Consider the following 12,445-nt stretch of genomic DNA (forward strand, 5'->3'; position numbering starts at 1 on the left):
CCCGAATCCGCTTTCCTCCCATAGAAACCATCGGTAGCGCAGGGCATCAACCAGTAGCGCGAAGGCAGGCGATGCCAAGCGGCGGCTCGGATAGTGGAGGTGATAACGAGCGGACCCAGGTGGTCGCACGGCAGACAGGTAGGCAGCGCCCGTCGAGGGCGGCGTCGAAACGACGTAGTTTTGCGCTGATCTTCAAGAGCCCGATGGTCTCTTTGATGGGGCAGCCAACTATGGGTGACGAGATGTACGCCCCGCACCCTCCGCCCGCACGGTGGCCCAGGGGCCATAAATGCGAACATGGGCCTAGCATGATCAACCGAAATGCCCGGACATCGCGTCTGGCGACTCTATCAAAACGCTTTAAGGGTGATAGCAAATTGCTCCGATGCGCCGAAGCGAATGCTCGAAAGGTTGGGGCACTAGAAGTGCCCCAGCCCAGCCATTCTAGGCAAGCGAGCGTTGACCGCCGGCGCCTGTCTTCGCCCCGGGTGGTCCATCCGCGCCTGTCGACATGCCCGCGTCTCGGCAGGTGTCAATAAACGCTTCGCGCGCGATGGCGACTGGCGTCATTCGGTTTAGAGCGCGGCGGCACGTTTGAACCGCCCGATTGTATTTTCTGTCGCGATAGATGGCCCAATCCCCTTCGATGAAATCGAGCACGTCGTTGACAGAAGTGAAGACCTAGGCTCCCCGTCCTTCATATGAACACGCCATCTTAATTTAGACGCGCATGGATGTAGAAGGCCGTCGACTCCGGCTCGCCGTCGCCCGACAGCACGTTGCCGTCGAAATCACAGATCGGCAGGGTGGATGCCTGGAGCTTCAAGCTTCGTCGGCTCCGGTAGGCAGGAGAAATCGACTGGGCCGGGCAGACCGCGCTGAAGTTTTATGGTCGCACGGTGGTCGACGAGGACTATAACGGCCTGGCCTCGATGAACGTGAGGGGGACCGTCTGGCGAGTGTCCTGGGTAACACGGATATTCTCTACATGAGAAACCATGGCGTCATGGTCTACGCATAGATCATCGCGGAAGCCCGGGACGAACTTTATCATCTCGAGCGAGCGGCGAAGGTGCAATTGAAGGCGATGCGCACGGCGGCCGCTTCTGCCAGTCGATCCCGACATCTCGCGACCGCCAAACAGATGCGGGAGGGCGATTCGGAACGCGCACGGTTGCATCTGAAAAGCCTCAAGCACCGGTTTGGCGCCAAGTCGCCCGATTACAAGTCATTTTGCTTATTTTTTCATCGTTATCTATGCTCACCCATGCGATTTGTGCATGGGTGCGATGAGAAGTCGTCACTGCTTTGAAACGATTTAAATCACTATATTCGGAATATCGAAATGACGCAGGGGCCAAGAGGTTGCTGACGTCGCAAACCCTCAGGAAAGGGGAATGTCATGAACGTAGCCCGCTCCTTCAATAACTGGCGCAAGTATCGTCAGACTGTGTACGAGCTTGATCGGATGTCGAACCGTGAACTTCAGGACGTCGGCATTGACCGCGCGGAGATTCGTAACGTGGCCAGCGCCGCGGTCGCCCGTTAACGCACAGCACCTGGTCTTAGACTTGCTTAACGCCCGCCGACGACGCGGGCGTTATTGCTTGCGCGCAGTGAGATTTCAGGAATGCATTTTCGGTATAGCTGCAGTGCATTATAGGGCGTGGGAACTGTCGAGGATTGGTGTATCATTTCAAATGTCGAAGCAATGCATCTCCTCCCGCATGGCTTCGTGATGCAGGCGGCCTACTCCTCCCAAGGACGCCTGCGGGAACGGCGACGTTCCGTTGTGTTGGAAAGCCTGCCGCATCTCCTCCCGCGGCAGGCTTTTTTGTTTTGGCCGGGAACGTTCTGAGTTCCCGCGAGATCGGCGTTCCTTTTGTCACGATGAGGTCAGCACTTGCACGCTGACGGAGTAAAGGGCGGTTTCAGCGTCGGCGATGCCGTCTTTGGCGCGGGCGCGGGTCATGGGGCCATGACGAAGCGGTTGTGCAGGTTGCGCCCCGCCAGCTCGTAGCGTTCGAACGGGCTGTTCATGGATTTAATCTCTTGTTGTGTTTCAGGTTCAGCTCGGGAGTGGGCTCAACCCTGCGACCGGATTTGCCGCCAGATCGCGTCGAGGAAGCCTTGGTCGCTGACAGCTAGGTCTCGCGCGCGGCATCTTCGTCATTGCGGATCAGATCGGCGAATCTATCGACCATCAGGCCATGCTGCGATTTTTCGCCTGGCATCTCGATAAAGGCGAAGTCCTTTCTCGTGGCCATACCGGAGCGATGGATGAAACTCGTCGGAATGTCGCGATTGTCGAGCGGGTCTCGGAACCGTCGCGATCATGGAGGCCACGTCTAAGTCAAAGACCTGCGTCTGGCGTTGGCAGGAGCGCTTCATGACCGAAGGCGTAGACGGCCTTTTGCGCGACAAGAGCCGGCCGCCCGGCACTGCGCCGCTTGAGGTTGACCTTGTCGAGCGTGTTGTTGCTCTGACGCAGGAGCCGCCCACCCAGGAAGCCACACACTGGACGGTTCGTGCCATGGCAAAGGCTGTGGGGATTGCGGCATCCTCAGTCGTCAAGATCTGGCATGAGCATGGTCTTGCACCCCATCGGTGGCGCAGCTTCAAACTATCGAACGACAAGGCTTTCGCCGAGAAGCTTCACGATGTGGTCGGTCTCTACGTCTCGCCGCCGGCCCATGCGATTGTCCTTTCCGTCGATGAGAAAAGTCAGATCCAGGCGCTGGATAGGACGCAGCCGGGTCTTCCCATGAAGAAGGGTCGTGCCGGCACGATGACCCATGATTACAAGCGCCACGGCACCACGACACTTTTGGCGGCTCTGAATGTTCTCGACGGCTCCGTCATCGGCCGCAACATGCAGCGTCACCGGCATCAGGAGTTCATCCGCTTCCTCAACACGATTGAGGCTCAGTTGCCCAAGGATAAGGCGGTTCACGTCATCCTGGACAACTACGCCACACACAAACAGCCCAAAGTCCGAGCCTGGTTGGCGCGGCACCCGCGCTGGACCTTCCACTTCGTTCCGACATCCTGTTCCTGGTTGAATGCCGTCGAGGGTTTCTTCGCAAAGCTCACTCGACGAAGACTGAAGAATGGTGTCTTTCATTCCGTCGTTGATCTTCAGGCAGCCATCAACCGCTTTATCAAAGAGCACAACGAACAGCCGAAGCCGTTCATCTGGAAAGCAGACCCTGACGACATAATCGCAGCCGTCAGACGTGGGCACCAAGGGTTGGAATCAAACCACTAGATACCTGTGCTGCACGAAGCACGCCCCTGCAACCTTCTACTGGCATACAAAATTCCAATGAGAGGCGATTCTGGCCAACGCCCATGTCGAGGTAGGGGGCGGGAGGGTCAATCGGGACCTATCCGCCGAGGAGCGGCGCGTCGTCACGGTCGATAGCTGACTTTGAGCTGACGGACGTGCGGGGCCGGTGATCCGTGGCTGCCTGCGGGGGCGGAGCGGGGTGGCTTTCAAATCTAGCTACTGCGGCGATGTTGCAACGTGAACCGGGTATCGATCATGCGCGAGCCGGTAGGCTTCTCGCCGTTGAGGTGGTCTTCGATCAACCGCGCGGCTTCACGGCCGATTAGATCGCCGGAGGGGCGAATCGTGGTGAGGGGCGGATTGCATGCGGCGCTGAAGCTGAGATCGCCGAAGCCGACCACGGCCAGCCGGTCCGGCACAGCGATTTTCAGCCGTTCGCACGCGAACAGTGCGCCGAGCGCGATGTGATCGTTCGAGCAAGCGATACCGTCGGTGTCGGGATGGAGCCGCAAGGCTTCCGCCAAAAGCATTGAGCCGATTTCAGCGGAGGCCGTATCTGGATGTTCGACGACCTTGGCGACGGCGCCGGCGGCGTGCGCAGCTTGCAGGAAGCCGTCACAGCGTTGTTTGGCGCGTCGGTCCTGATGCATGCGGGCGCCGAGGAAGACAAGATTGCGGCGACCCTGTTGGATAAGGTGTTCTGCCACCGCAACGCCGACCTGATCGTGATGAAACCCGATGGCTGCGTCGATCTGCGGACCGCCGAGCTCCCAGATTTCGATAACGGGAATGGTGACGTTGGCGAGCAGGCGACGCGTTGCGGGACTATGCGACAGTCCGGTTAGGACAATGGCTGCCGGTGCCCATGACAAAGCCATGCGCACCAGTTCCTCCTCTTCTTGCTCGTCATATTCGGTGTGGCCGAGGATGAGTTGCAGGCGCTGCTTCTTGAGTGCTGTCTGCATGGACGCGACCGTCTCGGCAAAGAACGCGTTGCGCACTGAAGGGACAAGGATGCTAACAGCGCGGGAAGACGCCGCAGCAAGCCCCCCCGCCATCAGGTTAGGCACGTAATTGAGTTTCTCGATCGCCCGACTGATCGCTTGGCTCGCCGTACCCGAAACCGCCTCGGGCTTGCGCAAGAAGAGCGACACCGTGGAGGGGGAGACGTTGGCGAGTTCGGCCACGTCGGACATGGTGACGGACTGCATCTTTCGGCGATTGCGTGGTGGCTTTCGCATCCTGTCGTCCATGACTATCTCCATAGCGCTATTATCTTAATCTTAGCATGCTTTTTATCCGACCTCAACAACAATCGCGACTGTGATAAGATGTAATTCGCTGAAAAGATAGCATTATTTGGTTCGTCAGAGTCATCTTCGTCAGAGTTGGCAACCTCGCAAACATTTTTTCCAGCGTATCTTGTTTCGCAAAAATCGTAGCGCTATTATCGGGTGCAGTTAAGCCGGATGCCCGGCCGCTGTTGGGAGGAAAGAATGGCTTCTGTCAGCCTGCGAAAGTTGGAGAAAAGTTACGGTTCGCTGCGCATCGTCAAAGGCGTTGACCTTGAAATCGCCGATGGCGAATTCGTCGTGTTCGTCGGTCCGTCGGGTTGTGGGAAGTCCACCACATTGCGCATGGTCGCCGGGCTCGAAACCATCACTGGCGGCGAAATCCGCATCGGTGAAACGGTGGTCAATCGCCTCCCGCCGCGCGAGCGTGATATCGCAATGGTCTTCCAGGATTACGCCCTCTATCCGCACAAGACGGTGCGCGAGAATATGGGATTCAGTCTGAAGGTGCACGGTGTTGCGCCGCGCGAGGCTGATCAGCGTGTCAATGAGGCGGCTGAGATGCTTGGCATCGGCCATCTGCTTGAGCGTCGTCCGGGCCAGCTCTCAGGCGGCCAGCGCCAGCGCGTCGCCATGGGGCGTGCCATTGTGCGCCGCCCGAAGGTCTTTCTGTTCGACGAACCGCTGTCCAATCTCGACGCTAAGCTGCGCGGTCAGGTTCGCACCGAGATCAAGCGCCTGCATCACCAGATCGGGACAACGATCATCTATGTTACGCACGACCAGGTCGAAGCCATGACGCTAGCCGACCGTATCGTCATTCTCAAGGGTGGCGACATCGAGCAGGTCGGCACGCCTGACGAGGTCTACAATCGCCCGCGGAGCGTTTTCGTCGGTGGGTTTGTCGGGTCGCCGGCCATGAATTTTGCGAAGGCGAAAATCCAATCTGGGTGTCTCGCCTTTGCCGACGGCAACACGCTGGCGCTATCCGCTGTTCGGGCGGGACGTGAGACGGTTCTGAGGGCCGCGATGTTATCGTCGGCATCAGACCGGAGCATTTCGGTGTGGCCCCGGATCCGGCGGCGACGCTCTCAGCTCGCGTACAGGTCGTCGAGCCGCTCGGTTCCGACACCCTGGTGCATTTTTCGGTTGGCGGCGATGTGCTGACCGCCCGCATGCCGCCCGAGACGCGGCCCGAGCCGGGCGCTGAAATCCGCATCGCAGTCGATCCGTCGAAAATCCATCTTTTCGATGCCGCCAGCGAACGCGTCATCAACTGAGCGCCAGGCGTTTTGCGTCGCTAATCAACGGGAGGATAGAATGAACATCAAAACCATGGCGAGCGTGATCGCCGCGACCAGCGTGCTTGCATTTTCCATGCCGGCCTTTGCGGACACGGATCTTAAAATCTTCGTTTCCAGTCAACACCAGCCGGATGTCTGGCGCAAGGTGCTCGACAAATACGAGGCGGCCAATCCGGGCGTCAAGGTGGCGATCGAGACCGGCGGCAACACCTCCGAAGCGCAGGCGCAATATCTCAACACCGTCATGTCTGCAAAGGACACCAACCTCGACGTGCTGATGCTCGACGTCATCCGCCCTGCGCAATATGCCGCCGCTGGCTGGACCTCTGCCTTCGAGAACAAGGATATGTCCGTCTACCTCCCGGCCTATGCCGGGGCTAATACGGTTGATGGCAAGGTCGTCGCGCTGCCGGCCTTCGCGGACGCGATGTTCCTCTATTACCGCAAGGATCTGCTCGAAAAGTACGGAATCACTCCTCCAAAGACTTGGGACGAGTTGGCCGCCGCCGCCAAAAAGGTGGCGGAAGGCGAGCAGAATCCCGATCTCCAGGGTCTCTCCTTTCAGGGCAAGGCCATCGAAGGTGCGGTTTGCACCTTTCTGCTGCCCTATTGGAGCCAAGGGAAGAATCTCGTTGAAAACGGGAAGCTCACCTTTGACCACGATGCGGCCGTGACGGCGCTGAAGCTTTGGAAGGATTTCGTCGATACAGGCGTGGCCAAGAAGAACATTGCGGAAGTTGCCACCGACGACACGCGCAAGGAGTTCCAGGCTGGCAGCGCCGTGTTCGCGGTCAACTGGTCCTATGCCTGGACGCATTTCCAGGGCCCTGAATCGGCGGTAACCGGCAAGGTTGGTGTCACGCGCCTGCCGGCACTCGGCGACGGCGAGCAGGCGAGCTGCCTTGGCGGCTGGGAGTGGGGCGTTTCGGCCTACTCCACCCATCAGGACGAAGCAAAGAAGCTGGTCGAATATCTCTCGAGCCAGGACGTCTCGGTGTTCATGGCCGCCAACGGTTCGCTCCTGCCCACATATGCCGCCGCCTATGGCAATAGCGAAGTGCTGAAAGCCGTGCCTTGGTTCGCTGATGCCCTGCAGGTGGTCGAGACCGCCAAGCCACGCCCGGTGACGCCGCGATACAACGAGGTTAGCGAGGTCATCCGCACCACCGTCAACGCGGTACTCGCGGGCGTCACGACACCGGAAGACGGTGCCAGTCAGATCGAAGCCCGCCTGAAGCGCATCCTGCGTTGATCGCAAGCGCCGGAAGGGATCTTCCCTTTCGGCTACCCAACCTGAATTGTCGGGAGTTGCACCGGTGACGACGACCTCCATCCTCAATGCGGCAGGCAGTGCTGACCGCGGACCGCCAGCCTGGACGCGCTGGCTTGATCTCGGCGACCGGGCGCTTGCCGTGGTTCTGCTTGCCCCAGCGGCGATCCTTCTTGCGTTGATCATCGTCTATCCGGTGCTGCGCCTTGGCTACACCAGCTTTTTCAGTCTGTCGCTGACGTCGGGTCTACCCGCGGAGTTCGTGGGCCTGGAAAACTACAGCCTTATGCTGGAGGATCCGGTCTTTTGGGAAACGACGTGGAATACCGTCCTCATCACCCTCATCACTGTGCCTGGCGCCCTGCTGGTGGGGCTTGCACTTGCCCTGCTTGCCAATCTCCCTTTCGGCGTGCAGTGGCCAGTGCGCCTTTCTCTGCTGATCCCCTGGGCGCTGCCACTCTCGTTCGCCGGCCTGATCTTTGCCTGGTTCTTCCATTCGGAATACGGCGTCGTCAACGACGTGCTAATCCGCCTGGGGTTCGAGGGTATCATCTGGTTCAACTCGCCGAACTGGGCCTTTGCCGCGATCTGTCTGACCATCGTATGGAAGACCTCGTCCTTCATGGCGCTGATCATTCTTGCCGGTCTGCAGACGATACCGCGCTCGCTCTATGAGGCCGCCGACGTCGACGGCGCCGGCCGGATCCGCCAGTTCTTCGAGATCACACTACCGCTCTTGAAGCCATCGATCGTCGTCGCGCTGATTTTCCGCACCATCACGGCGCTGCAGACCTTCGACATCCCCTATATGATGACGGGAGGCGGCCCCGGCACGTCGACCTCGACGCTCGCCATGTACATCCACCAGAACACGGTCTCTTTCCTCGATCTCGGCTACGGCTCGGCGCTTGCCGTCGTGATGTTTGCCCTGTCGATGTGCGTGACCGCCGTCTATCTGCGTGCCATCCGGACCAAGGAGTAAGCCATGAGTGCCGTCGCCGCCCCCGGAATTTCCGGGCTTCTATCCGGCCGCCCGCTGCGCTTCCTCGCCGGGGCCGTGCTGATCGTCAACGGTATGTTCCCGGCGCTCTGGATTCTCTTCACCTCGCTGAAGACGGAGGCGGAGCTCACTGCCAAGCCTATCACCTGGGTTCCACACGCTCCGACGCTGGCGAACTACATGCAGGCTTTCTCGGATCAACCGCTGCATCTGTTCCTCTTCAACAGCTTCATGGTCGCGCTGCTGTCCACCTGCCTTACGTTGCTCGTCTCGGTGCTCGCAGCCTATGCGCTGGCACGGCTCAATCTGCGCTATCGCGGCCTTATCCTCTCGTTGATCATCGCGGTTTCGACCTTTCCGCTGGTCACGCTGCTCGTGCCTCTCTTCGAGATCATGCGCACGCTGAACCTCCTCAACACATGGGTCGCGCTGGTGCTACCTTATACTGTCCTGTCTCTGCCGGTCTGCACATTGATGCTCGTCTCCTTCTTCGAAGGCATTCCACGGGACCTTGAAAACGCGGCGATGATCGACGGTTGCACGCGTTTGGGGGCGCTTTTCAAGGTGGTCGTACCGCTCTGTGCGCCGGGTGTGTTCACCGCCGGAATCCTTGCCTTCGTCAATGCTTGGGACGAGTTCCTGCTGGCGTTGTCCTTCAATTCGAATCCGGCTTTGCGCACACTCCCGGTCGGCATTCAGCTTTATCAAGGCGAGTTCGCCTTCCCTTGGCCGGTCATCTCGGCTGCACTGGTTGTCGGCATCGTGCCCGTCGCCGTGCTGATCGTCATCTTCCAGGAGCGCGTCGTCTCGGGCCTCACCGCCGGAGGTATCAAGGGATGACCAGGAAGCTCGACATTAAAGAACTGCGTAGCCAGCGCTGGTTCGCCACCGACGATATGCGCGCCTTCGCGCACCGCCAACGCACTCAGCAGATGGGCATGCGGCGCGAGGAATTCATGGGGCGGCCCGTTATCGGCATCATCAACACCTGGAGTGAGATGAGCCCCTGCCATGCGCATCTGCGCGACCGGGCCGAAGCTGTGAAGCGCGGCGTTTGGCAGATGGGTGGCTATCCCGTCGAGCTGCCGGCGATATCCGTTGGCGAGGTCATGGTGAAGCCGACCACTATGCTCTACCGCAACTTCCTCGCGATGGAATGCGAAGAACTGTTGCGCTGCCACCCGATCGACGGCGCAGTGCTGCTCGGTGGCTGCGACAAGTCGACCCCGGCGCTGCTGATGGGCGCCTTCTCGATGGATATTCCGGTCATCTTCTGCCCGGCTGGACCGATGTCGAACGGCCAGTGGCGCGGTGTTAAGACAGGTGCCGGCACGCACACCAAGAAGTACTGGGACGAGCTGCGAGCAGGTAACATCACCCGCGACGACTGGGTGGATCTCGAAAGCCGTATGACTCGCTCGCCGGGCACCTGCAACACGATCGGCACAGCCTCGACCATGACCTCTATCGCGGATGCCATGGGCATGACGCTGTCCGGGGCGTCTTCCATCCCCGCCGTCGACTCCGGCCATACCCGCATGGCGTCGGCTTGCGGCTCACGCATCGTCGAGATGGTCTGGGAAGATCTGAAGCCGTCGATAATTGTCAACCGCGATAGCTTCCTCAACGGCCTTGTCGCTTATATGGCGCTCGGCGGCTCGACCAACGCCGCCGTGCATCTCATTGCAATGGCCAAGCGCGTGGGCGTCGATCTGACGTTGGACGATATGGCGGCGATGGCCGGCAAGGTGCCGGTCGTTGCCAACGTCTTTCCCTCCGGCGAATACCTGATGGAGGACTTTTACTTCGCCGGCGGCATCAATGCGCTTTTGAAGAAGCTGTCGCGCCACTTGACGCTCGATCGCCCGACCGTCAACGGACGCACTCTCGGCGAGAACATTGCCACTGCGGACTGCTGGAACGATGACGTCATCCGCGGCGAGGATGATCCCGTCGTGCCGCTCGCCCGTGGCAAGACGCTCGAAGTGCTGCGTGGCAATCTCGCCCCGAACGGCGCGGTCATGAAATCGTCCGCCGCTAATCCGAAATTCCTGAAACATGTCGGTCCGGCAATCGTCTTTGACGATCCCCGTACGATGAACAAAACGCTCGATGATCCTGACCTCGACATTACCGAGGATACCGTGATCGTGCTGCGCAATGCCGGGCCGGTCGGGGCGCCCGGCATGCCGGAATGGGGCAACCTGCCAATCCCGAAGAAGCTCTTGATGAAGGGCGTGCGCGACATGGTGCGCGTCTGCGACGGGCGCATGAGCGGCACCCACTATGGCACCTGCGTTCTGCATGTCTCGCCGGAGGCCGCGATCGGCGGCCCTCTCGCTTTGGTCCAGACCGGCGACCTCATCGAACTCGATGTTGCCGCCGGAACGATCAACATGCGCGTCTCCGAGGACGAGCTTGTTCGGCGCAGGGCTGAATGGAGGCCGTCAGCGCCGGTTTACGAGCGCTCCTTTGCCGCTCTCTATCAACGCCACGTCAGCCAGGCGCATGAGGGCTGCGACTTCGATTTCCTGACCGGCACGCAAGCTGTGCCCGAACCGCCGATCTATTGAGGGACGATCCCATGAGCAGCAACAATCCCTTCAAGTCCTGGCTGAGCGACAAGGCGCGCGCCACCCCGCTCGGCACCTGGCTGATGGCTGCCGCACCCGCGACGGCCGAAGCGCTTGGTTATGGTGGTTTCGATTTCCTCGTCGTCGACATGGAGCACGTGCCGGTCGAATTCACCGATCTGGCCCATATCTTGCGCGCCATCGGCTGCACACCCGCGGACGCGGTGGTGCGGCTTGCCTGGAACGATCAGGTGCTTATCAAGCGCGCGCTCGATGCCGGTGCACGCACCGTTATGCTGCCCTTCGTGCAGAATGCGGAGGAGGCGAAGGCGGCCGCTGCCTATACCCGCTATCCGCCGCTTGGCATCCGTGGTGTTGCCGCCGTGCATCGCGGGTCACGCTTCGGCACGATCCCGAACTACCTGAAATGCGCAAACGACGACATCTGCACCATCGTGCAGCTCGAAACTCCAGAAGCGATCGAGCGTCTGCCTGAGATCGCCGCGGTCGAGGGGATCGACGCGCTCTTTGTGGGGCCGGGCGATCTTTCCGCCGCGATGGGGCATATCGGCAATATCGCCCACCCGGAGGTCCAGGCCCTGATCGAGAAGGCGGCGAAGGACGCGCATGCGGTCGGTAAGCCGCTCGGCATCGTCGGTCCCAACCCTGACATGGTGAAGCGCTTTATCGGTTACGGTTACGATTTCGCGGCCATAGCCTCCGACATCGCCATGATGACTGGCCGCGCAAACGAATGGCTTGCGCAGCTGAAAGGCACGACCGAAGCGCCCGCGACACCAGCGGCGGCTTACTGAGGGCGGGGCTGTGGAATACGTGTTTTCCCCGGTTCTCGATTTCCAGGCGGCGCTTGGTGAATGCCCGCTTTGGTCGGTTGCTGACCAAATGCTTTACTTCGTCGACATCAAGCGCTGCCGCATCCACCGCTTCGAACCGGCGACGGGGGCGCTTGCGACAATGGAGCTTCCGGAGGAGGTTGGGTGCATCGGTCTGGTCGAAGGCGGCGGCTTCATCGCCGGATTGCGCTCCGGCCTCTGGATGCTCGGAGCCGACGGCACGCCGCGCAGAATGCTTGCCGCAAATCCCGAAGACCAGGAGATCAGTCGGTTCAACGATGGCAGCGTGGATCCGGTCGGTCGCTTTGTCGCCGGAACTGTGGACGAAACGCGGGAGAAAGGCGTTGCGAGCCTCTACCGTTGCGATGCAAGCGGCCTCACCAGCCTTGCCGAAGGGTTGCTAACGTCGAACGGCGTCGCGTTTTCGCCGGACGGCCGACGGCTCTATCATTCCGACACGCTGCGCTACACGCTCTATACCTATGACTACGACCCGGCGACAGGTGCGGCGACAAACCGACAGGTCTTCGCCCGCTTCGGCTCGGATAAGGACAAGGGCCGCCCGGACGGTGGCGCCGTCGACTCCGAAGGCTGCTACTGGACGGCTCTTTTCGAAGGTGGTCGTGTGCAGCGCTACGCGCCCGATGGCCGGCTGCTTGCCGAGTATCCGGTTCCCGCCAAGTGTCCGACCATGGTTGCCTTCGGCGGGCCGGATCTGAGGACGCTCTACTGCACCAGCGCGAGCGTTGGCCGGTCGGAGGCAGAACTCGCTGCCTATCCGCTCTCTGGGGCGCTCTTTGCTATGCGCACCGACGTTGCCGGCCTTGCCCGGCCTCTGTTCAATCCAAGCTGCTGAGATCTGC

Annotated in this window: 10 protein-coding genes and 4 pseudogenes; 10 read left to right on the forward strand and 4 right to left on the reverse strand. The window is 60.5% G+C overall.

Annotated elements, in window-relative coordinates:
- Window positions 1–444: 444 nt before the first annotated feature.
- A complete protein-coding gene (locus OVA00_RS32760; RefSeq protein WP_181529634.1) occupies window positions 445–660 on the reverse strand; it encodes a DUF982 domain-containing protein in 216 nt (71 codons plus the stop codon).
- Window positions 661–718: 58 nt separating this feature from the next.
- Window positions 719–814: pseudogene (locus OVA00_RS40100) on the reverse strand (aldolase); the annotation flags it as partial.
- Between the two features lie 46 nt (window positions 815–860).
- Here OVA00_RS40100 and OVA00_RS40105 point away from each other — a divergent pair.
- Both OVA00_RS40105 and OVA00_RS32765 read left to right on the forward strand, forming a co-directional pair.
- Window positions 861–1,231: pseudogene (locus OVA00_RS40105) on the forward strand (class II aldolase/adducin family protein); the annotation flags it as partial.
- A 171-nt stretch (window positions 1,232–1,402) separates the two neighbouring features.
- Complete coding sequence (locus OVA00_RS32765) at window positions 1,403–1,549, forward strand: DUF1127 domain-containing protein (RefSeq protein ID WP_112773006.1); 147 nt, start codon at window positions 1,403–1,405, stop codon at window positions 1,547–1,549.
- A gap of 595 nt (window positions 1,550–2,144) precedes the next feature.
- Here the strand turns inward: OVA00_RS32765 and OVA00_RS32770 are convergent.
- Window positions 2,145–2,267 carry a hypothetical protein gene (locus tag OVA00_RS32770; RefSeq protein ID WP_268090470.1) on the reverse strand — a complete coding sequence of 41 codons (123 nt, stop codon included), beginning with the start codon at window positions 2,265–2,267 and terminating at the stop codon, window positions 2,145–2,147.
- Window positions 2,268–2,314: 47 nt separating this feature from the next.
- On the opposite strand from OVA00_RS32770, the pseudogene OVA00_RS32775 reads away from it, so the two are divergent.
- Window positions 2,315–3,268 (forward strand): annotated as a pseudogene (locus OVA00_RS32775) (IS630-like element IS870 family transposase); the annotation flags it as partial.
- A 233-nt stretch (window positions 3,269–3,501) separates the two neighbouring features.
- Here OVA00_RS32775 and OVA00_RS32780 read toward each other — a convergent pair.
- Complete coding sequence (locus tag OVA00_RS32780; protein WP_268090471.1) at window positions 3,502–4,500, reverse strand: LacI family DNA-binding transcriptional regulator; 999 nt, start codon at window positions 4,498–4,500, stop codon at window positions 3,502–3,504.
- Between the two features lie 285 nt (window positions 4,501–4,785).
- Here OVA00_RS32780 and OVA00_RS32785 point away from each other — a divergent pair.
- The 7 genes and pseudogenes from OVA00_RS32785 to OVA00_RS32815 all read left to right on the forward strand — a co-directional run bounded on the left by OVA00_RS32785 (window position 4,786) and on the right by OVA00_RS32815 (window position 12,438).
- Window positions 4,786–5,861 (forward strand): annotated as a pseudogene (locus OVA00_RS32785) (ABC transporter ATP-binding protein).
- A gap of 40 nt (window positions 5,862–5,901) precedes the next feature.
- A complete protein-coding gene (locus OVA00_RS32790; RefSeq protein ID WP_112773008.1) occupies window positions 5,902–7,137 on the forward strand; it encodes an ABC transporter substrate-binding protein in 1,236 nt (411 codons plus the stop codon).
- Between the two features lie 64 nt (window positions 7,138–7,201).
- On the forward strand, window positions 7,202–8,137 hold the full coding sequence (locus OVA00_RS32795) for a carbohydrate ABC transporter permease (RefSeq protein WP_234824611.1): 936 nt from the start codon (window positions 7,202–7,204) through the stop codon (window positions 8,135–8,137).
- 3 nt (window positions 8,138–8,140) lie between these two features.
- Entirely contained in the window at window positions 8,141–8,995 is an 855-nt protein-coding gene (locus OVA00_RS32800; RefSeq protein ID WP_112977063.1) for a carbohydrate ABC transporter permease, read from the forward strand.
- Window positions 8,992–10,728 (forward strand): L-arabinonate dehydratase, encoded by a 1,737-nt coding sequence (gene araD, locus OVA00_RS32805; protein WP_112773010.1) that lies wholly within the window; start codon window positions 8,992–8,994, stop codon window positions 10,726–10,728. The genes OVA00_RS32800 and araD overlap by 4 nt, the downstream gene beginning before the upstream one ends.
- Window positions 10,729–10,739: 11 nt before the next feature.
- A complete protein-coding gene (locus OVA00_RS32810) occupies window positions 10,740–11,543 on the forward strand; it encodes an HpcH/HpaI aldolase family protein (protein ID WP_112773011.1) in 804 nt (267 codons plus the stop codon).
- Window positions 11,544–11,562: 19 nt separating this feature from the next.
- A complete protein-coding gene (locus OVA00_RS32815; RefSeq protein WP_268090472.1) occupies window positions 11,563–12,438 on the forward strand; it encodes an SMP-30/gluconolactonase/LRE family protein in 876 nt (291 codons plus the stop codon).
- Window positions 12,439–12,445: the final 7 nt, after the last annotated feature.

The organism is Ensifer sp. SL37 (assembly GCF_026672675.1).
GTDB lineage: Bacteria > Pseudomonadota > Alphaproteobacteria > Rhizobiales > Rhizobiaceae > Ensifer > Ensifer adhaerens.